This window comes from Jatrophihabitans sp. sgz311053 (assembly GCF_056135305.1).
The window spans coordinates 529555-554777 of record NZ_JBWAXP010000002.1 but is presented as its reverse complement, the minus strand read 5'-3'; the positions used below and the strand labels follow the sequence as shown (position 1 = coordinate 554777).

General features: G+C 72.0%; 19 protein-coding genes. 12 read left to right on the top strand and 7 right to left on the bottom strand.

The window, feature by feature from the left end; all coding sequences use genetic code 11:
- Window positions 1-27: 27 nt before the first annotated feature.
- The 4 genes from AC0NZQ_RS11540 to hisD form a co-directional block, all read right to left on the bottom strand.
- Entirely contained in the window at window positions 28-1023 is a 996-nt protein-coding gene (locus AC0NZQ_RS11540; protein ID WP_474529974.1) for an ABC transporter substrate-binding protein, read from the bottom strand.
- A 79-nt stretch (window positions 1024-1102) separates the two neighbouring features.
- Window positions 1103-2194 carry an ABC transporter permease gene (locus AC0NZQ_RS11535; protein ID WP_474531378.1) on the bottom strand — a complete coding sequence of 364 codons (1092 nt, stop codon included), beginning with the start codon at window positions 2192-2194 and terminating at the stop codon, window positions 1103-1105.
- 2 nt (window positions 2195-2196) lie between these two features.
- Window positions 2197-2958, bottom strand: coding sequence for an ATP-binding cassette domain-containing protein (locus tag AC0NZQ_RS11530; RefSeq protein ID WP_474529973.1), 762 nt, complete (start codon window positions 2956-2958; stop codon window positions 2197-2199).
- A gap of 106 nt (window positions 2959-3064) precedes the next feature.
- On the bottom strand, window positions 3065-4384 hold the full coding sequence (gene hisD / locus AC0NZQ_RS11525; protein WP_474529971.1) for a histidinol dehydrogenase: 1320 nt from the start codon (window positions 4382-4384) through the stop codon (window positions 3065-3067).
- Between the two features lie 84 nt (window positions 4385-4468).
- Here hisD and AC0NZQ_RS11520 point away from each other — a divergent pair, with 84 nt between their 5' ends.
- Window positions 4469-5383, top strand: a complete 915-nt coding sequence (locus AC0NZQ_RS11520) for a LysR family transcriptional regulator (RefSeq protein WP_474529970.1) — start codon at window positions 4469-4471, stop codon at window positions 5381-5383.
- 109 nt (window positions 5384-5492) lie between these two features.
- On the opposite strand, the gene AC0NZQ_RS11515 is transcribed toward AC0NZQ_RS11520, so the two are convergent.
- Window positions 5493-6095 carry a TetR/AcrR family transcriptional regulator gene (locus AC0NZQ_RS11515; protein ID WP_474529969.1) on the bottom strand — a complete coding sequence of 201 codons (603 nt, stop codon included), beginning with the start codon at window positions 6093-6095 and terminating at the stop codon, window positions 5493-5495.
- A gap of 93 nt (window positions 6096-6188) precedes the next feature.
- Between AC0NZQ_RS11515 and AC0NZQ_RS11510 the strand changes: the two genes are divergently transcribed.
- Both AC0NZQ_RS11510 and AC0NZQ_RS11505 read left to right on the top strand, forming a co-directional pair.
- Window positions 6189-8381, top strand: a complete 2193-nt coding sequence (locus AC0NZQ_RS11510) for an MMPL family transporter (protein WP_474529968.1) — start codon at window positions 6189-6191, stop codon at window positions 8379-8381.
- A 101-nt stretch (window positions 8382-8482) separates the two neighbouring features.
- Window positions 8483-9454 carry a pirin family protein gene (locus AC0NZQ_RS11505; RefSeq protein WP_474529967.1) on the top strand — a complete coding sequence of 324 codons (972 nt, stop codon included), beginning with the start codon at window positions 8483-8485 and terminating at the stop codon, window positions 9452-9454.
- A gap of 78 nt (window positions 9455-9532) precedes the next feature.
- Here the strand turns inward: AC0NZQ_RS11505 and lon are convergent, their stop codons facing one another.
- Window positions 9533-11854, bottom strand: coding sequence for an endopeptidase La (lon, locus tag AC0NZQ_RS11500; RefSeq protein WP_474529966.1), 2322 nt, complete (start codon window positions 11852-11854; stop codon window positions 9533-9535).
- Window positions 11855-12027: 173 nt separating this feature from the next.
- On the opposite strand from lon, the gene AC0NZQ_RS11495 reads away from it, so the two are divergent.
- Window positions 12028-12741 carry an AAA family ATPase gene (locus tag AC0NZQ_RS11495; protein WP_474531377.1) on the top strand — a complete coding sequence of 238 codons (714 nt, stop codon included), beginning with the start codon at window positions 12028-12030 and terminating at the stop codon, window positions 12739-12741.
- Between the two features lie 57 nt (window positions 12742-12798).
- Here AC0NZQ_RS11495 and AC0NZQ_RS11490 read toward each other — a convergent pair whose 3' ends face one another.
- Window positions 12799-14562, bottom strand: coding sequence for a S8 family serine peptidase (locus tag AC0NZQ_RS11490; protein ID WP_474529965.1), 1764 nt, complete (start codon window positions 14560-14562; stop codon window positions 12799-12801).
- Between the two features lie 167 nt (window positions 14563-14729).
- Between AC0NZQ_RS11490 and AC0NZQ_RS11485 the strand changes: the two genes are divergently transcribed.
- From AC0NZQ_RS11485 to AC0NZQ_RS11450, 8 genes are read left to right on the top strand one after another with little or no spacing between them, the layout of a single operon-like run.
- Complete coding sequence (locus AC0NZQ_RS11485) at window positions 14730-15446, top strand: GntR family transcriptional regulator (RefSeq protein ID WP_474529964.1); 717 nt, start codon at window positions 14730-14732, stop codon at window positions 15444-15446.
- Window positions 15443-17242, top strand: coding sequence for an N-acetylmuramic acid 6-phosphate etherase (locus AC0NZQ_RS11480; RefSeq protein WP_474529963.1), 1800 nt, complete (start codon window positions 15443-15445; stop codon window positions 17240-17242). Before AC0NZQ_RS11485 ends, AC0NZQ_RS11480 begins: the two co-directional genes overlap by 4 nt.
- Window positions 17239-18384 (top strand): anhydro-N-acetylmuramic acid kinase, encoded by a 1146-nt coding sequence (locus tag AC0NZQ_RS11475; protein ID WP_474529962.1) that lies wholly within the window; start codon window positions 17239-17241, stop codon window positions 18382-18384. The genes AC0NZQ_RS11480 and AC0NZQ_RS11475 overlap by 4 nt, the downstream gene beginning before the upstream one ends.
- Window positions 18381-19478 carry an N-acetylglucosamine-6-phosphate deacetylase gene (gene nagA / locus AC0NZQ_RS11470; protein ID WP_474529961.1) on the top strand — a complete coding sequence of 366 codons (1098 nt, stop codon included), beginning with the start codon at window positions 18381-18383 and terminating at the stop codon, window positions 19476-19478. Before AC0NZQ_RS11475 ends, nagA begins: the two co-directional genes overlap by 4 nt.
- Window positions 19475-20527 (top strand): SIS domain-containing protein, encoded by a 1053-nt coding sequence (locus AC0NZQ_RS11465; protein ID WP_474529960.1) that lies wholly within the window; start codon window positions 19475-19477, stop codon window positions 20525-20527. The genes nagA and AC0NZQ_RS11465 overlap by 4 nt, the downstream gene beginning before the upstream one ends.
- A gap of 39 nt (window positions 20528-20566) precedes the next feature.
- Window positions 20567-22135 (top strand): sodium:solute symporter, encoded by a 1569-nt coding sequence (locus AC0NZQ_RS11460; protein ID WP_474529959.1) that lies wholly within the window; start codon window positions 20567-20569, stop codon window positions 22133-22135.
- Window positions 22132-23463 carry an exo-beta-N-acetylmuramidase NamZ family protein gene (locus tag AC0NZQ_RS11455; protein ID WP_474529958.1) on the top strand — a complete coding sequence of 444 codons (1332 nt, stop codon included), beginning with the start codon at window positions 22132-22134 and terminating at the stop codon, window positions 23461-23463. Before AC0NZQ_RS11460 ends, AC0NZQ_RS11455 begins: the two co-directional genes overlap by 4 nt.
- A complete protein-coding gene (locus tag AC0NZQ_RS11450; RefSeq protein WP_474529957.1) occupies window positions 23460-25217 on the top strand; it encodes a serine hydrolase domain-containing protein in 1758 nt (585 codons plus the stop codon). The genes AC0NZQ_RS11455 and AC0NZQ_RS11450 overlap by 4 nt, the downstream gene beginning before the upstream one ends.
- Window positions 25218-25223: the final 6 nt, after the last annotated feature.

The following is a 25223-nucleotide window of genomic DNA, read 5'->3' as shown; positions in this document are numbered from 1 at the left end:
CTGCCCCGCGGGTGAGGTCGGACCGGATCAGCCCGAGCAGTTGACGTCGTAGATGTACTGCTTGGCCTTGCTGGAGTCCACATTCTGCGGCGTCACGAAGATGGCGTCGGCCTGCTGGTTGCGCGGGACCGACTCCCCCTTCATCGCCTTGACGGCCGACTGGACCCCGAGGACGCCCTCACCGCGGGGGTACTGGACCACGGTGCCGGTGAGCGAGCCGTCCTTCAGGGCGGCGACGATCGGGTCGGAGGTGTCGTAGCCGACGATCTTGACCTTGCCCTTCTTGTTCGACTCCCGGACACCGGTGAGCGCGCCCTGGGTGTTGTTGGTCTCGGCACCGAAGATGCCCACGAGGTCGGAGTTGTTGGTGGCCGCGGACGACGTGATGGAGGCGGCCTTGCTCACGTCGTTGTTCGAGTACTGGATGCCGAGGAACTTCATGTTCGGGTACTTCGCGATGGCCTTCTTGAAGCCGTCGGTGCGCGCCTTGGAGACGATCGAGCCGGTGGCGTTGTCGATCGCGAGGACGGAGCCCTTGTAGCCCACGGCCTTGGCCAGCGCCTCGCCGGCGAGCTCGCCGCCCTGCACGCCGTCGGACTGGATGTTCGTCGTCATCACGGACTTGTCGGTGAGGTCACCGTCGATCGCGATGATCTTGATGCCCTGCCGCTTGGCGGCCGTGAGCGGAGCGATCATGGCCTTCGGGTCGGTGATCGAGATCATGATGGCGCCGGGCTTGCTCGCCGCGACCGAGTTCACGATCTTCGTCTGTTCGGCGACGTCGAAGGTGGCCGAACCCTGGTAAGAGTAGCCGACGCCCAGCTTCTTGGCCTCGCTCGACGCCCCGCAGGAGACGGTGTTGTAGAACGGGTTGCCGGTGAGGCCCGGGATGTAGACGATCTTGCCGACCTTGCCCTTGCCGCTGGCGTTGCTGTCGCCCGATCCGGCGGAGCTGCAGCCGGCCACTGCCGTGCTGGCAACCGCCGCGACGGCAACCGCGGTGAGGGTGAGCTTGTTCTTCATGGTTGTCCTTTCCAGACAGCCGGGTGGTGAGAGTGAGCAGGCGATGGTGGGGATCGTGCGAGCGCGGCGCGTCAGGAGGTCAGCCCTTGTTGCGGGCCCGGCGCTTGAGCTGGTCGAGGTAGACAGCGGCGATGAGGATGAAGCCGATGGCCACGTTCTGCCAGAAGGGTTGGACATCGGTCGCCACCAGGCCGCTCTGTAGAACGGTGGGGATGAAGATGCCGATGACGGTGCCCAGGACGGCGCCGTAGCCGCCGTAGAGGCTGGTGCCGCCGAGGATGACACCGGTGATGACGGTCAGCGCGTCCTGGCTGTGGCCGCCGATGGTGGTGGTCGAGAACCGGACCAGCGACATCATGCCCGCCAGGCCGGCGAGCAGTCCGCTGATCGCGTAGAGCTTCATGAGGTGTCGGTTGACGTTGATACCGGCACGGCGGGCGGCCTCGTCGTTGGAGCCGATGATGTAGGTGTGCCGGCCGAAGCGGGTGTAGCGCAGGAACCAGCCGCCCACGACCACGACGACGAGCGCGACCCAGACGATCCAGGGGAAGCCGAGGAAGTAGTTGATCTGCAGGTCGATCATCGCGCTCTGCGAGACCGGGATGTCGTTGCCGTTCGTGATCAGGTTGGCCACGCCCAGGGCAGCGCCCAGCGTGCCGAGGGTGGTGATGAGGGCGGGCACCTTCAACCGCGTGACGCAGAAGCCGTTGAACAGCCCCCACACCACGCCGCCCACCAGCGCGGCGAGCAGGCCGGCGAGGACGGTCCCGTACCCCTGCCCGCCAACCCAGCTCATGGTCTTGACCGCGCAGATGCCCGAGAAGACGAGCACCGATCCGATGGAGAGATCGAAGCCGGCCGCCACCATCACGTAGGTCATGCCGGTGGCCATCACCAGGAAGATCGACGTGTCGACCACGAGGTTGCGGACGTTGCCGGTGGTGGGGAAGGTGTCCGGCTTCATGATGCTGAAGACCACGAAGAGGGCGAACAGCACCAGCATCATGTAGGCCGGCGACGAGTTGGCCCCGCGCCGCACCATGCGGCGCCACGGGGTCACCCCGCTGGCGGTGACGGCGTCCATGACGTCCGGCGAGGCCGGGAGGTCGCCGGCGAGGTCCGGTCGCGCCTGGCCGGGACGGGACGTCCGGCGACGAGTCTTGTCCAGCATGCTCACGACGCCACCTCCAGCGAGCCGGTCATCGCGCCGACGAGGTCGTCGACGGAGGCGGTGTTGTCGAACTCGGCGACGCGGCGGCCGAGACGCAGCACCTGGATCGAGTCCGACACCTCGAGGACCTCCGGCATGTTGTGACTGATGAGCACGACGGCGACTCCCTGATCGGCGACGCGGCGGATGAGCTCCAGGACGCGACGGGTCTGTCGCACCCCGAGGGCGGCGGTGGGCTCGTCCATGAAGACCAGCCCCTTGGCCCACATCACCGAGCGGCAGATGGCGACGCTCTGCCGCTGACCGCCCGAGAGCGCCGCGACGGTGGCGTCCATGTCCTTCACATCGGTGCCGAGCGAGGTGAAGGTCGCGAAGGCCTCGCGCCGCATCCGCTTCTTGTCCAGCACCCCGAGTCGCCCCAGCAGGCCGGGCTTGAGCAGCTCCCGTCCGATGTAGGCGTTCTCCGCCGGACCGAGGTCCGGCGCCAGGGCGAGGTCCTGGTAGACGGTCTCGATGCCGCAGTCGCGGGCGTGGGTGGGCGAGTCGAAGCTGATCGCCTCGCCCCGCAGCAGGATCTCGCCGCGCTGTGGCGGCATCACCCCCGAGAGGATCTTGACCAGCGTGCTCTTGCCCGCGCCGTTGTCACCGATCAGCGATGTCACCTTGCCCGGCGCCACGTGGAAGTCGGTCTCCCGCAGCACCTCGACGTGGCCGTAGCTCTTGACGATCCCTCTGGCCTCGAGGAGATAGGTCGGTTCGGGCATCTGCAGCCTTTCGTCGCTGGGTCGGTCGCTGAGTCGGTCGGTGACGGATCGGTGCTCGGCGGCGGCCCGGCCTGCCGGCCGTCGTGGGAGCCGCCGGATCCTGCGATCAGCCCCGCAGCCGCTCCAGGCGCAGGGTCGCGGTGGCGCGGTGGGCGGACATGCCCTCGGACTCGGAGATGACGTCGACGGCGTCGGCCAGCAGCGGCGTCGCCGCCTTGCTGACGCGCTGGTAGGTCAGCGGCTTGACGAAGCGCGACACCGACAGCCCCGCCGTGTGCTTGGCGCCGCCGGCCGTCGGCAGGACGTGGTTGGTGCCGGCCATGCCCTTGTCCGAGTAGGCGACGGTGCTCCACGTGCCGAGGAAGAGCGACCCGTAGTTGTGCAGGTGGTCGTGGTACCAGTCGTCGTCGCCGGTCTGGACCTCGAGGTGCTCGGGGGCGAGGTCGTCCATGAGGGCGACGGCGGTCTCGCGATCCTGCGCGACGGTGATGGACCCGTAGTTCTCCCAGGCGGGTCCGCAGATCTCACGGGTCGAGAGCCCCTCGAGCTGGCGGCGGACCTCGGTGGCCACCGCCTCGGCCAGCTCGGGGCTGGTGGTGACCAGGGCAGCCGGCGAGTCGGGGCCGTGCTCGGCCTGGCCGAGCAGGTCGGCGGCGACCAGGACCGGGTCCGCGCTCTCGTCGGCGATGACGGCGACCTCGGAGGGGCCGGCGAGCAGGTCGATGGCCGTCGTCCCGAAGAGCTGGCGCTTGGCCTCGGCGACGTAGGCGTTGCCGGCACCGACGATCATGTCGACCGGCTGCTCGCCGAGCAGGCCGAAGGCCATGGCCGCCAGGGCCTGGACCCCGCCGAGCAGGAAGACCCGGTCCACGCCGGAGACGTGGGCGGCGTAGAGGACCGCGGCATTGGGGCCGCCGTCGGGCTGCGGCGGGGTGCAGGCCAGCACGGTCGGGACGCCGGCCACCTTGGCCACGTTGACCGTCATGAAGGCACTGGCGGTGAGCGGGAAGCGGCCGGCGGGCAGGTACGCGCCGACGCGCTGGACGGGGACGTAGCGGGTGCCGGTCACCAGTCCCGGCACGAGCTCGGTCTCGAATCCGGTGAGGTGCGCACGCGAGGCCTCGGCGAAGGCCTTGGTCCGCTCGGCGCCCAGCTCGATGGCCGAGCGGAGGTCGGCCGGCAGCAGGTCGCCGCTGGCCGCGATGGTGGCCGGGTCGAGCTCCAGCTCGGTGCCGGTGAAGTTGTCGAGCGCCTCGGCGTACTTGCGCACAGCGTCCAGGCCACCGGCCTGGATGGTGCTCAGCATCTCCGAGACGGTGCTGATGACGCGCGGGTCGCGCTGCGACGGCGGGTCGGTACGGGCGGGGGCCTTGACCACGGTGAAGCGGCCGGCGAGCGAGTCGAGGACAGCGGGCGTGTATTGCATGGCGGTCACCCTAGGTACATACGTATTCAGGGGGCAACCCAGAGTGACCCGGTGACCTCCATAGGGTTGCCCTATGCTTACGACGTGACGCTGACCCAGCTGCGCGCCTTCCTCGAGACGGCGCGCCACGGCTCGTTCACCGCCGCGGCCCGGACCATGGGCATCTCGCAGGCGTCGATCTCCGAGCTCGTCCGCCGCCTCGAGGACGAGTACGACGTCCAGCTCTTCATCCGCGGCCGGCGGCTCAGCCTGACGGCCGCCGGGGAGGGGCTGCTGCCCCACGCCGAGGCAGCACTCGGCGCCGTCGACGGGGCCGCGACGGCGTTGCGCTCGGTGCAGGACCTCACCGGCGGGACGGCCACCTTCGGCGTGCTCCGCAACGCCGACTACTACCTGCTCTCCGACCTCGTGCAGCGCTTCAACGAGGAGCATCCGGCGGTACGCGTCCGCCTCATCGGCCTGAACTCCGCCGACGTGGCCGTGGCGGTCGCCGAGGGCTCGCTCGAGGCGGGGCTGGTGGTCCTGCCCGTGGAGACCGAGGGGCTGCGCGTGCTGCCGTGGGCGCGCGACGAGGTGGTGTACGTCAGCGCGGACCCGGCACGGACCGCGGCCCCCGTGGACATCACCGGGCTGGCCCGGGCGCAGCTGATCCTCTACGACGCCCACGCGGGCAGCCGGGATCCCACCCGCCGGCAGCTTGCCGACCGGGCCGACCAGGCGGGGGTCCGCCTCGACGCCTGGATCGAGGTCGAGCAGGTCGAGACGGCGCTCAATCTCGTGGCGCGGGGCGTCGGCGACACCATCGTCTCGCGCGCGGTCACCCGCAGCCCGTCGTGGCCGGACGGCCTGCACCTGGCCGCGCTGGACCCGCCGCTGTGGGACACCATCGCCTTCGTCCGTCGCGAGTCGGTGCCGCTGTCGCGGGCGACCCGCGAGCTGGCCCGGCTGGCGCGGGCGATGCTGCGCCGAGAGGCTCGACTCACCCAGCTCGACGGCTGACGGCCTCGCGGGTGAGCATTCCGGCGCTGTTGTCCTGCGCCCCGGCACGTCGGTGATGATCGAGTCTCGGAGCCGGGCGCGTCAACCCGCGGCCCGCGTCACCGGGTGATCACCCGGCCCGCACCCCGTCCAGGACGACCTGCAGGAAGGCCATCACCTCGTCGTGCAGGCCGCGGACGCCGCCCCCGCTGAAGACCGTGTCCAGGTACTGGTCCAGGACGCCGCCGACCGCCGCGATGCCGATCGCGACCATGGGATGGGACGCCGGCCGCCCGCTCCAGTGCGCGAGGGCCGCCATCCCGGCCTCCGCCGCCTCGATGACGTGCGCGCCGGAGAGCGCCCGCAGCTCCGGATTCGCCTCGTGCATGCCCTTGGCCAGGCGCGCGGTCTCGGCGTCGACACTCTCGGCCGTCGTGCGCAGCCAGTCGTCGATGACGGCGAGCAGGTCACCTCGCGAGTCGTCACGGAGCCGGTCGGTGAGCGTGCGGGCGAGATCGTCGGCGAAGGCGGTCGCGATCTCGATCTTGGTGGCGAAATAGCCCGAGACGGTGCGCGGGGCCACCTCGGCGGCCTCGGCGATCTCCACCACCGTGGTGTTCAGATAGCCCTTCTCGGCAAAGAGCCGCATGCCGGCCTTGAGGATCTCGGCGCGCCGTCGAGCCTTCGAGCGCTCGCGCAATCCCGCACTGCCTGCCTCGACATCGATGCTCACGTGACGAGAATAACCTGCGCTGCAACTTTGCCGTCAACGGCAAATTTGCCGTACGGTGAATCCCGATATCGATCTCACCCGCCGGAGTGCCTCGTGTCCTTTCCTCTCTACCGTCTCGCGCGCTGGTGCTTCCGGCGCCGCGGGCTCGTCCTCGCCCTGTGGCTCGTCGCCGTCGCCGCTGTCGTCACCGTCGCGCAGCTCTCCGGCGGCAAGACCACCGACACCTTCTCCATCCCGGGCACCGAATCCCAGCGCGTCGTCTCGCTGCTGGAGCAGAAGCTCCCCGCTGCCTCCGGCGCATCGACCCAGGTGGTCTTCGCCAGCAAGCAGGGCGTGAGCTCGACGCAGGACCGGCAGGCGATCACCGCCGCCGTCGGCCGCCTCGGCAAGCTCCCCCAGGTCACGGCTGTCAGCAATCCGTTCCAGGCCCGGTCGATCTCGCCCGACGGCAAGCTGGCGCTGGCCACGGTCAGCTACGACACCTCCGCGGGGCAGGTGAAGCAGGGCACCATCGACAAGCTCTCGCCGGCCGTGGCGGGCGCCCGCGACGCCGGCCTGCAGGTCGAGTTCAGCGGCGAGGTCTACCCCCGCGGCAGCGCCATGGAGAGCGCCGAGGCCATCGGCATCGCGGTGGCGCTGATCGTCCTGGTGATGACCTTCGGCTCGTTCGTCGCCGGTGGGCTCCCCATCGTCACGGCGCTCTTCGGGGTCGCGGTGTCGTTCATGAGCATGATGGCGATCGCCGCGGTGACCGACATCGCCTCGGCCGCGACGACGGTCGGCATCATGCTCGGCATCGCCTGCGGTATCGACTACGCGCTCTTCATCCTGTCGCGGTACCGGACGAACCGGCTCGCCGGGCTGGACGCGCTGGAGGCCGCCGGACGCGCGGCCGGGACCGCGGGCAGCTCGGTGGTCTTCGCCGGGCTGTCGGTGATCATCGGGCTCTGCGGCCTCACCGTGGCGGGCATCCCCTTCCTCACCACCATGGGGCTGGCCGGAGCCGGCGCCGTCCTCATGGCTCTGCTCATCGCCCTGACCCTGCTGCCTGCCTCCCTCGGCTTCGTCGGCGACCGGGTCATGCGCTTCTCACGGATTCCGGGCCTGCGGCGGGCCGAGGCGGCCACGCGCGCCGCCGTCGACCATCCCGAGCAGCTCGCCGGCACCCGCTGGGCCCGCTGGGTCGTCAAGCGGCGCGTTCCCGTCCTCATCGCCGGGGTGCTGGGGCTGGCGATCCTCACCGTTCCGGTCGCCAGCATGGACCTCGGCCTCCCCGGGGCCAATTCGCGTCCCGAGTCCGACACCTCGCGCCGGGCCTACGACCTCACCACCGAGCACTTCGGCGCCGGGTACAACGGCACCCTCACCGTCGTCGCCGACGGTGTCACCCGACCCGCGGCCGCGGCCGAGATCGCCGCTGCCCTCGGCCGTGAGGACGGCGTCGCCGCGGCCCGGCCGGGCGTCGTCACCAATGGGATCGCGATCATCACGGTGGTCCCTAAGACCGGTCCCAACGATCCCGCGACGACCTCGCTGGTCAACCGGATCCGGGCCGACCGGGCGGAGATCGCCGGGGACACCGGCGCCCGGCTGCTCGTCGGCGGGCAGACCGCCGCGGACATCGACGTCTCGGCCAAGCTCGGTGACGCGCTGCCGATCTTCATCATCGTGGTGGCCGGTCTGGCCTTCGTCCTGCTCACCTTCGCCTTCCGCACCATCCTCGTGCCGATCAAGTCGATCGTCGGCTTCCTGCTGTCGGCCGGTGCGGCCTTCGGCACGCAGGTCGCGGTCTTCCAGTGGGGCTGGCTCAAGGACCTCTTCGGCGTCGAGCCGAGCCAGACGCTGAGCTTCCTGCCGATCATCCTGATCGCGATCATCTTCGGGCTCTCGTCGGACTACGAGGTCTTCGTGGTGTCGCGGATCAAGGAGCACTTCACCAAGCACGGCGACGCCCGGCAGGCGGTGATCATCGGTACCGGTCAGTCCGCGCGCGTCGTCACCGCCGCCGCGCTGATCATGGCGGCCGTCTTCGCCGCCTTCATCCTCGGCGACGATCCCATCATCAAGTCGATCGGCTTCAGCTTCGCCGTCGGCGTGCTGGTGGACGCGTTCGTGGTGCGGCTGACGCTGGTGCCGGCGGTGATGGCGATCGCCGGGGCCCGCATCTGGCATCACCCTCGCTGGTACGGCCGGCTCGTGCCCGACCCGGACATCGAGGGCGAGAAGCTGGACGACCGGCTCCGCGCACACGGCATCGAGGAGCGGGTGCCGGCGACCTCGCGGTGAGCGACGCCGTGCGCCGGGTGCCGCACCCGGCGCACGGGTCGCACCCCGGCGGGGGCTGCTGGTGCCGCTGCCGAGGGCCCAGCCGCAGGTAACGTCGTCTCATGAGCAATCTCGACCGCGCCCCGGACGTCGCCCGCTGCGGTGGTCTCGCGCAGGTCGCTCCCCGGCCGGTGCTCGAGGTGCACGCCGGCAAGGAGGTGCTGCTCGGCGAGACGACCAGCGTCCGGCGGCTGCTGCCCAATCTCGGCCGGCGACTGGTCGGCGCCTGGTGCTTCGTCGACCACTACGGACCCGACGACGTCGCCGCCGCGCCCGGCATGCAGGTGCCGCCGCATCCGCACATCGGGCTGCAGACGGTGAGCTGGCTGCTCGCCGGCGAGGTCCATCACCGCGACAGCCTCGGCAACGACGTGATCATCCGGCCGGGAGATCTGGGGCTGATGACCTCCGGACGGGCCATCACCCACGCCGAGCACTCCCCCGTGCCGCACCCGGCGCTGCTCCACGGAGTCCAGCTCTGGGTCGCCCTGCCCGACGCCGATCGGGGCGTCGCCCCGGCCTGGCAGCACCTCACTGAGCTGCCCGTGCTGGACGCCCCCGGCGCCGAGATCACGGTCTTCCTCGGCTCGCTGGCCGGCACGCCGTCGGTCGGCACGACCTACACCGACCTCGTCGGCGCCTCGGTGCGGATGCCTCCGGGCGGCCGCGACGTGATCGCACTCGAGCCGGACTTCGAGTTCGGCGCGCTGGTGATGTCGGGATCCGTCGTGGTCGACGGCACCGAGCTCACCGTCGGTGCGATGGCCTATCTGGGTACCGGACGCGGCTCGCTCGACGTCTCCGCCCCCGACGGCGCCACCTTCATGCTGCTGGGCGGAACGCCCTTCGACGAGCAGCTCGTCATGTGGTGGAACTTCGTGGCCCGTGATTCCGACGAGATCGCCACCGCCCGGGCCGACTGGATGGGCGGCGCCAGCGGCTCGTTCGGCGACGTCGTCGGCTTCGACGGCTACCGGCTGCCCGCACCGGCCCTCCCGCCGGGGCGTCTCAAGCCGCGCGGCGCCACCCCCTGACGCCCTCCCCCCGTCCCCCTGACACCGCTTTTGGCGGCCGACGCTCACATGCGAGCGTCTGCCGCCAAAAACGCATGATCAGGCGGCACGCTCGGCCGACGCCGACTGCTCCAACGCCGCAGCGAGGATCTCGGCGACATCGCCGACCGGGCGCACGTCCAGGGCCTCGAGCACCTCGGCCGGGACATCGTCCAGATCGGGCTCGTTGCGCAGCGGGATGAAGACGGTCTTCAGCCCGGCGCGCTGGGCGGCGAGCAGCTTCTGCTTCACCCCGCCGATGGGCAGCACCCGGCCGTTGAGCGTGACCTCGCCGGTCATGCCGACGTCCGAGCGCACCGGCAGCCCGGTCGCCAGCGACGCCAGCGCCGTCACCATCGTGACGCCGGCTGAGGGGCCGTCCTTGGGGACGGCACCGGCCGGGACGTGCAGGTGGATCGTGCGGTCCAGCGGCTCCGCGAGATCGGGGCGGTGCGCCTTGAGGTAGCTCAGCGCGATGTGCGCTGACTCCTTCATGACGTCGCCCAGCTGTCCGGTCAGGGTCAGCCGGCCCTCCCCCGGCGAGGCGGAGGCCTCGATGAAGAGGACGTCCCCGCCGGCACCGGTGACGGCGAGACCGGTGGCCACGCCGGGGACCGCTGTCCGCTCCGCCGACTCGGGCAGGAAGCGGGGCCGGCCGAGGTAGTCGCGCAGGTTCGCGGCCTCGACCGTGACAGGCGCGTCGTCGACAGCGAGCTTTGTCGCCACCTTGCGCAAAATCTTGGCCAGTGCCCGTTCGAGCTGCCGAACGCCGGCCTCGCGGGTGTAGTCCGCGGCGACGGCACGCAGCGCGTCGTCGGCGACGGTGGCCTCGTGCGCCGCCAACGCCGCCCGGGACAGCTGCCGGGGCAGCAGGTGCGTCCGGGCGATGGCGACCTTGTCGTCCTCGGTGTAGCCGTCGAGGGTCACCACCTCCATCCGGTCGAACAACGCCTCCGGGATGGTGTCGGCGACGTTGGCGGTGGCGAGGAAGACGACATCGGAGAGATCCAGGTCCACCTCGAGGTAGTGGTCGCGGAAGGTGTGGTTCTGCGCCGGGTCCAGCACCTCCAGCAGCGCCGCAGCGGGGTCGCCCCGGTAGTCGCTGCCGACCTTGTCTATCTCGTCCAGCAGCACCACCGGGTTCATCGACCCGGCCTCGCTGATGGCGCGGACGATGCGGCCGGGCATCGCGCCGACGTAGGTGCGCCGGTGGCCACGGATCTCCGCCTCGTCCCGGACACCGCCGAGCGCGACCCGGACGAACTTCCGCCCCAGGGCGCGGGCGACGGACTCGCCGAGCGAAGTCTTGCCGACGCCGGGCGGGCCGACGAGGGCCAGCACCGCGCCGGAGCCGCGTCCGCCGACGACCTCCAGGCCACGCTGTGCCCGGCGCGACCGGACGGCCAGGTACTCGACGATGCGGTCCTTCACGTCGTCCAGGCCGTGGTGGTCGGCGTCCAGGATCTCGCGAGCGCCGGCGATGTCGGTTGTGTCGTCGGTACGCACGCCCCACGGCAGGTCCAGGACGGTGTCCAGCCAGGTGCGGATCCAACTCGTCTCGGGACTCTGGTCCGAGGCGCGCTCGAGCTTGTCGACCTCGCGCAGCGCGGCATCGCGCACCTTGTCGGGTAGCTCCACCGCCTCGACGCGGGCCCGGTAGTCGTCGGTGCCCTCGGGCTCGCCCTCGCCGAGCTCCTTGCGGATGGCGGCGAGCTGTTCGCGCAGCAGGAACTCCCGCTGCCGCTTGTCCATGCCCTCACGGACGTCGGTCTGGATCTTCTCCGACACCTCCAGCTCGGCGAGGTGGTCGCGGGCCCAGGCGAGGACGCGCAGCAGCCGGGCCTCGAGGTCCGGGGTCTCCAACAGCTCACGCTTCTGGGCGTCGGAGAGGTAGGGCGCGTAGCCGGCGAGATCAGCCAGCTCGGAGGGGTCGGTGATCCGCTGGACGGAGTCGATCACCTGCCAGGCGTTGCGGCGCTGCAGGATCGCCACCACGACGGTGCGGTACTCGGCCGCGAGCTGCCGGACCTGCTCGGTGACCTCGTCGGGATCGACGGGCTCGGCCTCCACCCAGAGGGCGGCACCGGGCCCCGGCACCCCGGACCCCAACTTGGCACGGGACCCGGCGCGCAGCACCGCCGCCCGCTCACCGCCGGGGAGCCGGCCGACCTGCTCGATGGTGGCGACGACACCGTAGGTCGGGTAGCGGTCCGCCAGCCGCGGGGCGAGCAGCAGGGTGCCGTCGCTACCGGCACGGGCGGCGTCGATGACGGCGCGGGTGTCCGCACCGTCGGCGCCGTCCAACGGCACGGGCACCACCATGCCCGGCAGCACCACGGTCTCGGGAAGGGACAGGATGGGAAGGGTCAGCACATCGCTCACGGTCAACCTCGGTTTTCTTGAGTGATACCGACTCAAGGCAGTGAGACCCCATGCTGTTCCGGCGTTCGCCGGGGGCGAAACGGTCGACGACCCCGGAGGCGTGGCCACATCCCGGCGCACTGAGCGTCCGGTGACCCGTCAGGCTGACCTGGCAGGCTGACCGGGTGCTCGAACTGCCGGTCGTGGCCCTGTCTCGCGACGACAGCTCCCCGGTCGGAATCGACCCCGACCGGTGGCCCTGGCACATCCCGGCGGTGTCGCAGCTGCTGGCAGAGGGGCTGCAGCTCGGCCGGCTCACCGTCCTCGTCGGGGAGAACGGGTCGGGGAAGTCCACGATCATCGAGGCCATCGCGCAGCGCTTCGGGCTCTCGCCGGAGGGCGGCTCGACCGGCGCACAGCACAGCACCCGACCGACCGAGTCCGAACTCGTCCGCGCGCTACGGCTCACCCGCGGCGCGGGAGCCGCCCGGTGGGGCTTCTTCCTGCGAGCCGAGACGATGCACGGCTACTACACCTATCTCGAGGAGCTCGGCGGCGAGCATTACCACGAGTTCTCCCACGGTGAATCGTTCATCGAGGTGCTGCAGACCCGCTTGCACGACCCCGGCCTCTACGTCCTGGACGAGCCGGAGTCGGCGCTGTCGTTCACCGGCTGCCTGGCGCTGGTCGACATGCTGCACAGCATCGCCGGCGACCAGACCCGGCAGGCGATCGTCGCCACCCACTCCCCCCTGATCGCCGCCACCCCCGGCGCGACGATCTACGAGGTCGGCGACTGGGGCCTGCGCGAGAGCGCCTGGGACGACCTGGAGCTCGTGCAGAACTGGCGCGACTTCCTGCTCGATCCGGAGGTGTTCCTGCGCCCACTGCTCGACGAGGAGCTCTGAGCCGCCAGCGCGCCACGGTTCACCTGAACCGTGGCGCGCCGGCCGAGAGCCGCTGCACTACCGCAGGAACTGCTTGCCACGAGTGACGGCGGCGTACGCGTCGACCGAGCCGTGACCGTAGAACGAGTTGTTCGTCGGCGTGCCGGTGCAGGTCGCCGTCCAGCTGGCGTCCCGCCCCTCGGCGGCGTAACTGCGGGTGGCCGGGACCGGGCAGGACAGCGCGAAGGCTGTCCCCTCGAGCACGCGGCGGACCGCATCCGGGGCGAGGCCGAAGTTCTTCTTCCCTCCCTTGCCGTACTGGCTGACGATCAATGCGGCGACACCCGAGGCATGGGGCGTCGCCATCGAGGTGCCCTGCAGGAACTGGTAGTAGCCGCAGACCGTCCCCTTGCAGTCACGCTGGACACCGGCAGCCACGCCGGCCGCCGTGATGGCCCCGGTGGCGGCGTCGACGGCACCATCGGCGATCGCGACGTTCTTCGGGTAGGCCGAGAGGATGAGGTTCTCGTTCGTCTTGTACTTGTCGGTGCCGACGTAGTCGCGGTACCAGCCGCCGGGCGCCGACACCGAGATGGGCGAACCCCAGTTGGAGTAGTCGGCCTTGGCCCGCGACGGACCGTAGGAGCCGACCGCGATCGCATGCGGACCCTCGGTGGGCAGGGACAGACAGGTGGCGTCGTCGATGGGGCGGGGGTGGGTCGAGTTGGCCGGGTAGTCGGGGCTGGAGGTGTCCGCCGGTGGCGCCGTGAGGTCGGAGTGCTCGTTGCCCATGGCGGCCAACTGGGTGACGCCGTGCTTGTGCGCGTAGTTCATGGCGCGGGTCATCGCCGTGATCGTCACCCGCTGCTCAGCCTGCTGCTGCGGGGTATCGGCGGGGTTGGCCGTGCAGTTATAAAGCCAGGGATCGACGTAGAAGGACATGTTCACCACGTCGATGCCGGCGTCCCCGGCGTAGGTCAGCGCGTCGACGACCGGCTGCAGGAAGAAGTAGCCGGAGTCTTGGCCGGCGCGGACGTTCACCAGCGTGACGTCCGGCGCCACCCCGGTCACGCCGACGCCGTTGGCGGCGGCGCCGATCGTCCCCGCGACGTGCGTGCCGTGACCGTTGTCGTCGTGGTCGGCCGGGTCCACGCAGCCGCGGAACTCGCACGGCCCGTCGACGACGGCACCGGTCGGGTCGGTGGGGATGTCCTGCGTGAAGTTGCGGGAGTCCTTGGCGTCGAAGTGCGGCTTGATGTCGGGGTGCGTCCCGTCGACGCCGGTGTCGATGATGCCGACCTTCACCCGACGGTCGCCGGGCTGGACGGTGCGGGCCAGGTCCGCGCGGACGGAGCGCAGCCCCCAGAGCTGGGAGTCCAGCGGGTCGGCTCCGGCGCTGCGGGTCTTGCGCGCCTTGGCGGCCCGGCCGATCGCGCCGCGGGCCACGGCGAGTTCCTTGCGCGAGATCCGGTCGGTGCGCGGGTTTCGTCCCACGACCGTGACGGGGGCGGTGGTGACGCCGCGGACACCGGCCATGCGGGCGGTGAACCCCTGCTGCGGCGCGCGCACCGTCAGCAGGCCCACGGCGCGGTTGACCGAGACGACCCGGCCGCCCTGCGCGCGGACCGCACGCTCGGCGGCGGTGACCGTGCCGGCGCCGCGGACGGCTGGGTCGGCCGCGAGGACGGAGTACTCGACCTCCGGTCCGGCGAGCGTCGGAGCTGGACCGGCGGCCGCGGCGACGGGCGCGCCGAGACCGGCCAGACCGGAGACCGCCAGGGCGGCACTGCCACCGAGGCCGAGCAGCCACCGTCGGTTAGCACGGGGAGATCGCGAGAACACGCGGGTCCTTTCGGTCGTCGATTCCTGACATTGTGCTGAGTGGAGCCATCCTGCCTGGCGCCTCCGACAGAACCGACGTGATCGGGCAAACTGGCAGGAACTGGTCACGCAGCAGCCTGCGCGAGGAAGTCTTGCCGCAGCCGCCCTCACTGGTCTATACCTGTGGCGTGCCTATTCGCGCTGACGAAGTCGAGCGGTACGTCCGGGAGCTCGCCGAGGGGCTCGGCCCTGGGGCGCTCCTCCCCGGCGAACGCGAGCTCGCGGTGAGCTGCGGGGTCTCCCGCATGACGGTCCGACGGGCCCTGGACGAACTCGAGGCGCGCCGCATCGTGGAGCGGCGCCACGGCGCGGGGACCTTCGTGCGCCGGCCCGCCGCAGCACAACCGCTCATGGCCACCTCCTTCCACGAGGACATGCGCCGGCGGGGACTGCGACCGTCCACCGAGCTCATCGGCGACAGCGTGCGCGAGGCCGACGACTCGCTGGCGGCACGTCTGGAGATCGCCCGCGAGGACCCGGTGCTCGTCGTGCGTCGCCTCCGGCTGGCCGACGAGCAGCCGATCGCGCTGGAGACCCTGCACGTCCCTGCGCACCGCGTCCCCGGCCTGACCGGTACTGACCTGGCCCACGGCTCGTACTACGCCCTGCTCAGCGAGCGGTTCGGGCGGCGCGTGGCCAACGGCCGGCAGAGCGTGGAGCCCGTCGTCCTCGACGCCGCCGAGGCCGAGCTGCTCGGCGTCGACCCCGGCACCGCCGCGTTCCGGTTCCTGCGGCTGTCCCGTGATCACCACGGCGAGGTCGTCGAGTACGTCGACGCCCTCTACCGCGCCGACCGCTACCTGATCGAGATCGACATCCTGCCGCCGCGCGAGGGGCGTCGATGAGCCGCAGCACCACCGTGCTGGTCGACGTCGGGCGCAGTCACCTGCGGGTGGTCTCCGACGGCGAGTCGACCGTCGACCGACACCTCCCCGGCGGCGCGGCCGTCCTCGGCCCCGAGGGGGCGGTCGGCACCGCCCGGACCGTCACCACCGCCGTCCGGGCCGCCGTCCCGATCACGGGTGCCTGGCGGCTGGCCGTCTGCGCACCCGGCATCGTCACCGACACCGACGCCGCCCAGCTCTTCGCCGACACCCTGGCCGCCTCGTTCCCGATCGCGCCCGACCCGGTGCTCGTCGTCAGCGACTCCGCGGCGTGGCAGGCCGGCGCCTTCGCCGGCGGGGACGGAGCCGCAGTCGCGCTCGGCACCGGCGCGGTGACGGTGGCTCGGATCAGCGGCCGCGTCCTGCGGCTCGACGGTCGCGGCCTGCTGCTGGGCGACACCGGTGGCGGTGCCTGGATCGGCTGGCAGGCGCTGCGCGAGGCCGACGCCGATCCCGCAGGCCCGCTGCACGCGGCCGCCGTGGCGCGCTTCGGACGCGCCACGGGCTGGCCACGGCTGCTCGGCGACCCTGCCCTCCCGGCCCGCCTCGCGGCCTTCGTGCCCGAGGTCGCGGCCGCCGCGGCGCAGGGCGACGACGCCGCGCGCCGGGTGCTCGACGCCGCCGCCGACGGCCTGACCGAGACCCTCACACCGCTGCCGACCGACCTGCCGATCGCGGTGGTCGGCGGACTGGCTCCGCTGCTCGCACCCCGGCTCGAAGCGCGCTCACGCCGGGCATGGACCGCGCCGGCCGGCGACGCCGTCGACGGACTCCGTGCCCTGCTCGCCGACACCGGGGCCTTCGCCGACGAGGCCTTTGTCGGCCGCCCCCGCACCGACGCCGAGCACGACACCGACCTGCTGCCGACCGAGGCGGTGGCGCCGGACACCGCGGACCTCGACCTCTGGCCGACCGAGCGCCTCGTGACCCGCCTCGCCGAGGGGCACCGCGGTGCCGCCGGTGCGGTGCTGGCAGCGGCGGCGCCGCTCAGCGCTGCTGCCGAGCTGGCCGGGGCCGCGCTCGCCGGCACCGGCCGGCTGGTCTACGTCGGTGCGGGGACCCCCGGCCGCCTCGCCGTCCAGGACGCCGCCGAGCTGACCCCGACCTTCGACCTGCCCCCGGACCGGGTGCCGGTGCTGCTCGCCGGGGGCCAGCGCGCCGGGACCACCGCCATCGAGGGCGCCGAGGACGACGGGGCGGCCGGCGCCGCGGATGTCGACGATCTCCGCGTCGGACCGGGCGATGTCGTGGTGGGCATCACCGCGTCGGGACGCACGCCTTACGTGCTGGCGGCGCTGCGGCGGGCCGCCGACCGGGGCGCGGCCACGGTGGGGATCGGCAACGCCCCGGACAGCCCGCTGTCCGCCGTCGCCGACATCGCCGTCGAGCTGCTCACCGGCCCCGAGGTCATCGCCGGCTCGACCCGCCTCGCCGCAGGCACCGCGCAGAAGATCGCGCTGAACACGCTGTCGACGGCGGCCATGGTCCGCGCCGGGACCACCTTCGGTCCCTGGATGGTGGAGATGATCGCCAGCAACGACAAGCTGCGTCGGCGCGCCCAGCGGATGGTGCGTGACGCCGCAGGGGTGAGCTACGACGAGGCCGCCCGCGCCCTCGCGGCGGCGGACGGCTCGGTCCGGGTCGCCCTGGTCATGCTGCTCGGCGACCTCGACGCGGCGACCGCACGCGAACGACTCGACGCCGCCGGTTCGGTGCGCGCGGCCCTGGCGGCGCCGGCCCCGGTGGGTCACGCATGAAGGTGATCGGGCTGCTGTCGGGGACCTCGGTCGACGGCCTGGACGTCGCCGTCGCCGACCTGGAGCACGACGGGCAGGGGCGAGCGCGCCTGCGTCCGGTCTTCGCTGAGACCGTCGCCCTGCCGGCCCCGATCCGGCAGGCCGCGCTGGCCGTGTTGCCACCGGCCGGCACCACAGCCGAGGCGCTCTGCCGGCTCGACACCGACTTCGGCCGGTTCTGCGCGACGGTGGCGGCGCAGGTACATGCTCGGCACGGCGGCGAGCTGGTCGCCTCCCTCGGGCAGACCGTCTTCCACTGGATCGAGGACGGCACGGCACGCGGCACGCTGCAGGTCGGGCAACCCGCCTGGATCGCCGAAGCCACCGGACTTCCGGTGATCAGCGACCTGCGGGCGCGCGATGTCGCCGCCGGGGGGCACGGCGCCCCGCTCGCCTCCACCCTCGACGCACTCTGGCTGCGCGGTGACGGCGTTCGCCTCGCCCTCAACCTCGGCGGCATCGCCAACGTCACGGTGGTCGCACCGGACCGGATCCTCGCCTACGACACCGGTCCCGCCAACTGCCTGCTCGACGTCGTCGCGACGCGCGCCGGTCGCGGTGAGGGATACGACGTCGACGGGGCGCTCGCGGCCGCTGGCCAGGTGGACCGGGCCCTTCTCGACGCCATGCTGGCCGAGCCCTACTTTGCGCAGGAACCACCAAAATCCACCGGGCGGGAGCTCTTCACCGCGGCCTGGCTCGACGCTCACCTCGTCGGCCGTGATCTCGACGAGGCCGACATCGCGGCCACGCTCGTCGAGCTGACGGCGCGGACCGTGGCGGCGGCGGTGCACCACCACGGTGCCGAGGACGTGATCGCCTCGGGCGGGGGGCTGCGGAACCCGACACTGGTCGCCCGGCTGTCCGCTGCGCTCGGCACGGTGCCACTGCGCCGCAGCGACGAGCTGGGCCTGCCGTCCGACGCCAAGGAGGCGTATCTCGTGGCCCTGCTCGGCTGGCTGACCTGGCACGGCGTCCCCGGCGTGGTCCCCGGCGGCACCGGCAGTCGGCACCCCCGCGTGCTGGGACGGATCACCCCCGGCATCGATCCGCTGCGACTGCCCGAACCCCTGGCGGCTGTCGACACGCTGGAAGTCGGATGAGGGCCCGGCTCGGTGTCGCCGCCGCGCTGGTCGGCGGCCGACTGCTGCCCGGCGACGTGACCGTGGCCGACGGACGCATCGAGGCGGTCGGGGTGAGCCCGGCCGGTCGGGACGGCATCGCCGTACCCGGCCTCGTGGACCTCCAGGTCAACGGCTACGGCGGCGTCGACCTCGCCGCGGCCGACGCCGCCGAGATCCACACCGTGCGCGTCGCCCTGGCTCGCGACGGTGTCACCTCCTTCCTGCCGACGGTGATCACCGGCGATGTCGAGGCGACGGCGGCGGCGACAGCGCGCCTCTGCGCCACCACTCCCGAGCCCGGCGCGGCACGCGTGCTGGGAGTACACCTGGAGGGTCCCTGGCTCTCCCCCGAACGCCTCGGCACTCATCCGGCGCGGTACCGACGTGACCCGGACGCCGCCGGGATGGAGCGACTGATCAGCTCCGGCGTGGCAGCGGTGACCCTCGCCCCGGAGCTGCCGGGAGCCCTCGAGGTCATCGGCGCCCTCGCCGCGCGCGGCGTCACCGTCCTGCTCGGACACAGCGCGGCCACCGCCGCGCAGGCAGCCGCCGCCTTCGGGCGGGGAGCCGCCGGCACCACCCATCTCTTCAACGCGATGCCGCCGATGCGCGGACGCGACGGCGGTCTGGCCGGCGAGGCGCTGACCCGGCCCGGCGTGGTCAACGGGCTCATCGCCGACGGCCACCACCTCTCGGCCGAGCTCGTCAGGCTGGCCTTCGCCGCGGCACCCGGACGCGTCGCGCTGGTCACCGACGCCACCGCGGCCGCCGCAATGCCGGACGGCGATTACCGACTCGGCGACGTCCCGGTGCGGCTGCGCGGCGGCGAGGTCCGCAATGCCGAGGGCGCATTGGCCGGCAGCGCCGCCACACTGCTCGGCTGCGTCCGTCACTGTGTCGCCCTCGGCATCGACGTCGCCGTGGCGCTCACCGCCGCCACCGCCGTCCCGGCGGGGCTGCTGCGGCGCAACGATGTCGGCGCGCTGCGGCCGGGGAACCTCGCCGACGTCGTCGTCCTGGACGACGACCTCGGTGTCCGCACCGCCCTGGTCGAGGGGCGGGCGGCGGCATGACGCGGCTGGACGACGAGCTCGCCGAGCAGCCCGACGCGATCGCGCGCCTGCTGGCCTCGCTGCCCGAGCACGTCGAGCGGCTCCGCGAGCTGGCGGTCGGCTGCACGGGGGTGACGCTGGTCGCCCGCGGCAGCTCGGACAATGCCGCCCGCTACGCGCAGTACCTCGTCCCGCTGCGCAGCGAGCTGGCCGTCACCCTCGCCACGCCCAGTCTCACCACCGTCTACGACCGCACCCCGGCGATGACCGGTCAGCTCGTCGTCGCGATCTCGCAGTCGGGGCGCTCCACCGACATCGTGGCGGTGATCCGGGCCGCCCGCGCGCAGGGACGCCCGACCGTGGCGATCACCAACGACGCGGCGTCCCCGCTGGCGGCGGCGGTCGACCACGTCGTCGACCTCGCGGCCGGGGCCGAACGCTCGGTCGCCGCCACCAAGACCTACACCACCTCGCTCGTCGCCGTCGCCGGGTTGGCCCTGGCTCTCGGCCCCGCCTCGGCCACCGCCGGTGCGTGGGACGAGCTGCGGCAGCTGCCCGAGCTGCTGCGCGGCGCGCTGGACCTCGCCGATCCCGCCGCCCGCGAGACCGCCCGCACCCTGCATCCCGCGGGCCGGGCGGTGGCCGTCGGCCGCGGCCTCAACCTCGCCACCGCCCACGAGACCGCACTGAAGATCACCGAGCTGACGGGGACGCAGGTGGTGCCCTGGTCGCCGGCCGACCTGCTCCACGGGCCGGTGGGTGCGGTGACCCCGGAGGTCCCGGTGCTGCTGGTCGCCCCCGACGAGGCGGCGAGCAGCAGCGTGCTCGAGATCGTCCCCGGCCTGCTCGGCCGCGGTGCGGCGGTCCACGTGCTCGCGGCGGCGGCGAACGACGCCTCACTGCCCGACGGCATCACCACCGTGGTGCCCGTCCCGGCCGGCGTGCCGCCATGGCTCAGCCCCGTGGTGGCCGTCGTCCCCGGACAGCTCGTGGCCCGCGCCCTCGCCACGTCCCGCGGCGTGGACGTCGACCATCCCGGCGGGCTGTCCAAGGTGACCGTCACGCACTGACTTTGTCGCAGATCCGCTCGAAGAACAGAGGAGCAGCCCGTGCACGACGCGATCAACGTCGCGGTCATCGTCGCCTACCTGGTGGTCATCGCGCTCATCGGCCTGAAGCTGTCGGGCCGGCAGAAGTCGGCCGAGGACTACTTCACCGGGGAGAAGTCGTTGCCCTGGTGGGCGGTGATGGGATCCATCGTCGCCACCGAGACCTCGACGCTCACCGTGATCTCCGTGCCGGGCGTGGCGTACCTGACGAACTTCTCCTACGTCGAGCTGGCCTTCGGCTACATCCTCGGCCGCACGCTGGTGTCGTTCGTCCTGCTGCCGCTGTACTTCAAGGGTGGCTTCGTCAGCGCGTACCAGTACCTCGGCGAGCGCTTCGGACGGCACGTGCAGGGCCTAGCCTCGCTGACCTTCCTCGTCACACGCCTGCTCGCCGAGGGAGTGCGGCTCTTCGCCTCCGCGATCCCGATCAAGCTGCTGCTCGACGAGCTCGGGGTGAGCGTCAACTACTTCGTCATCATCCTCGTGCTGTCGCTGATCACCGTCGCCTACACCTACGTCGGCGGCATCAAGGCCGTCATCTGGACCGACGTCATCCAGATGACGCTCTATCTCGGCGGCGCCGTCGTCTGCATCGTCGTCCTGCTCGGGCACACCGGCTTCAGCGCGTTCGGGAAGGCTCTCGACGGCGGCAAGTTCGAGATCTTCCAGGTGTCGAGTTCGAGTGACTGGACCTTCTTCAACATCGTCACCAACCCCTACGCCTTCGTCACGGCGATCATCGGCGGCGCCATCTTCGGCATGGCCTCCCACGGCTCCGACCAGCTCATCGCGCAGCGGGTGCTGGCCACGAAGAACCTCTCCGACGGCCGCAAGGCCATGATCGGCAGCGGCATCGCAGTCACCGTCCAGTTCGCGCTCTTCTCCCTGGTCGGGGCGCTGCTGTGGGTCTACAAGGATGCCGCGTCACTCGAGCAGCTCGGCTTCAAGAGCTCCGACCAGATCTTCCCGGACTTCGTGCTGAACGGCCTTCCGGTGGGCCTGGCAGGCCTACTCATCGCTGGCATCCTGGCCGCAACGATGGGTTCCCTCTCCTCGGCGCTGAACTCGCTCTCCAACTCGACGGTCGCCGACATCATCACGGCTTGGTTCGGACGCAAGCCCAGCCCCGAGGCAATGCTCACCATCGCCCGCTACGCGACGCTGGCATGGACGGCGGTGATGGTCGTCTTCGCGTCCCTGTTCGACGACAAGGGCAACCAGGTCGTCGTCGTCGGGTTGTCCATCACCGGTTACACGTACGGCGCGATGCTGGGCGCCTTCATCCTGGGCCTCGTCGTCAAACGCGCCGATCAGGTCGCAGCGGCGATCGCCCTCGTCACCACGGTCGCGGTGATGGCGTGGATCGTGCTGCGCGTGAAGGTGACCACCGGCGGCGACATCCTCTGGTGGGAGGCCGACAAGACCAAGGGCGTCGGACTCGCCTTCCCCTGGTTCGTGCCGGCCGGCGTGATCATCACCCTGGTCGTCGGCGGCCTGGTGTCGCTGGTCCGGCCCCGGCGCGATGCGGCCCCGCCCGATGCGCTGGAACGGGCGAAGGTGCTGTCGTGACGACCCCGCGGCGAGCCGTCCTCGGGGCCGGTGTGCTCGGGGCCGCGGCCGCCGTCGCCGGGTGCGTGGGTCCGACGCCGACCGCGACGGCGACCCCGCCGGCGCCCCGTCCGGGGCCGGGGCAGGCGACGATGCGGGTCCGCACCGGGCTGGCCCGACTCATCGCCTCCGACTACGCCGCGCTCCGCGGCCGCAGGGTAGGCGTCCTCACCAACCCCACCGGGGTCACCGACGACCTGGACTCGATCGTCGACGTCATGCACGCGTCGCCGCGGGTCGACCTCCGCGCCGTCTTCGGCCCGGAGCACGGCTTCCGCGGGACGGCGCAGGCGGGCGGTTCGGAGGGGACTTCGGTCGACCCGCGCACCGGCCTCACCGTCTACGACCTCTACGGCCTGGCGTGGACCGCCCTGCCCGCCGTCCTCGACAAGGCCGGCGTCGACACCGTCGTCTTCGACATCCAGGACGTCGGCGCTCGCTTCTACACCTACATCTGGACGCTCTACGACGTCATGACGGCCTGCGCCGCCACCGGACGCCGGGTCGTGGTGCTCGACCGCCCCAACCCGCTCGGCGGCAACCGGGTCGCCGGACACCTGCTGCGCGACGCACTGCAGACCGGTGTCGGCCGCGCCCCGATCGTGCAGCAGCACGGCCTCACCGTCGGCGAGCTGGCGCGGCTCTTCGCCGGCGAGTTCGTCCGCGACCGCGCCGGCGCCGGCGTCGACCTGCAGGTGATCGCGATGACCGGCTGGCGTCGCGACCGTCCCGGCGACACCGGTGGGCTGCGCTGGGTGGCGCCGTCACCGAACATCCCGACCGTCACCTCCGCCCTCGTCTACGTGGGCACCTGCTGGTTCGAGGGCACCAACCTCTCCCAGGGCCGCGGCACCACGGCGCCTTTCGAACTCATCGGCGCCCCCTACGTCGACGAGCGGTGGACGGCGGCACTCCGGGCAGCGAACCTTCCCGGCGCCGCCTTCCGCGAGGCGGCGTTCTCACCCACCTCCGCTGCCTACGCCGGACAGGTGTGCCGCGGGGTCCAGACCTACGTCACCGACGCGACCGCCTTCGATCCGGTGCTCACCGCCACGACGATGCTGTCGTCACTGAAGCGCCTCTACCCGGACTTCGCCTGGCGCTACGACACCGGCGACAAGGTCGACCCGTACTGGATCGACAAGCTCTCCGGCAGCGATGCGCTCCGCACCGGGGTGGACGCCGGGCGCGACCCCCGCAGCCTGGTCCGGGACATGCAGCCAGACGTCGAGCGCTTTCGCGCAGTGCGCCGCAGCTACCTCCTATACCGCGAGGGAGCCCTCCGATGAAGCGGCTGCTCTCCGCCTGCGCCGGGACGGCCGTCCTGCTCGCGAGCACCGTCGCCGTGGCTCGTCCGGCGTCGCGTCCGGAGTCGCGTCCCGCCTCCGTCGAGCAGAACTCGCCGGTCCAGATCCTGCCCGCGCCGTCGTCGGCGCTGCGGTCCATGCTCGGCCCGGTCCGCAGCCTGCACCACGGCTCGGCCCGCAGCGCCGGACTGCTGGCCGGGCCGGTGTCCAAGATCGGCCTCGACGTCGAGGCCGGTATGCAGCCCCAGGGCGCGTCGGGTCATCCCCTCATCCCCGGTGGCGTGGCGCTGGCCGCCCACGACGGCGTGATCGTCCACGAGTCGGCACACGGATACGCCTCGCTCTACGCCGACGACAAGCCGACGCTGCTGCCACCGGAGCAGCGCGTGCGCACCCGGACCGACACGATCTACGACCTCGCGTCGCTGTCCAAGCTCTTCACCGCCCTCGTCGCGATGCAGCTCGTCGACGCCGGACGCCTGGACCTCGACGCCCGGGTGGTGCGGTACCTGCCCGCCTTCGGCAGTCACGGCAAGGACGACATCACCGTCCGGCAGCTGCTCACCCACACCTCGGGACTCGCTCCCGACCCGGTGCCCGCCCTGTGGCAGCTGCCGGAGCAGGAGCGCGTACCCGCCATCCTGGACAGCGTCCCGCAGGCCGCGGCCGGCACCACCTACGTGTACTCCGACATCAACATGATGGCGATGCAGCTGGTCGAGCAGGCCATCACCGGCCGGCGTCTCGACGCCCTGGTCCGGGACGGCATCACGCGGCCGTTGCGGATGACGAGCACGATGTACAACCCCCCGGCCTCGCTGCTACCGCGCATCGCGGCGACCGAGTACGAGAAGGTGCCCGACCGCGGCATGGTCCGCGGTGTCGTCCACGACGAGAACGCCTGGGCCCTCGGGGGGATCTCCGGTCACGCGGGCGTCTTCTCCGACGCCGACGACCTCGCCGTGCTGGCGCAGACCCTGCTCAACGGCGGGATCTACCGCGGGCACCGGATCCTGTCGCGGCAGGCGGTCGAGGCGCTCTTCACCAACCTCAACCAGGCCTTCGGAACGCACAACCACGGCGTCGGCTTCGAGCAGTACCAGTACAGCTACATGGGTGCCTTGGCCACGCCGTACACGATCGGGCACACCGGCTTCACCGGCACGACCTTCGTCGTCGACCCGACGACGAGCTCGTTCCTGATCTTCCTCTCCAACCGGGTGCACCCGAGCCGGGACTGGGGCACGAACAACCCGGTGCGGCGCGCGGTCGCCGACGACCTCGCCTCGGCGCTGCCGGTCCGTCCGACGGCGGGGGCGACGTCGTGGCGAGCCGGTCCGGCCGACTCCACCACCGCGGTCCTCACCGCCCACCGAGCGGCACCGGCCACGGCGGGCGAGCGCCTCGGCTTCGACCTCTGGTTCGACACTGCACCGCAGCAGGACCTGCTCACCCTGGAGCAGAGCGCGGACGGCACGACCTGGACGCCGCTGCCCTTCGGCCTGCGCGACGGACGGTCGATCCGACCCGCCCCGGACGGCGTCCTCTCCGGCTACGGCCATCACCGCTGGTGGCATGCCGTCGCCGTCCCCGCGACCGGCACCACCCAGCTGCGCTGGACTTATCGCACGGATGCGCTTTATCACGGGCTGGGCGTCCGGCTCGACGCCCTGCGACTCGGCACGACCCCGCTCACCGACGTCCACGCCACCGGCTTCGCGCCGGCGGCCCGCTAGGAGGAA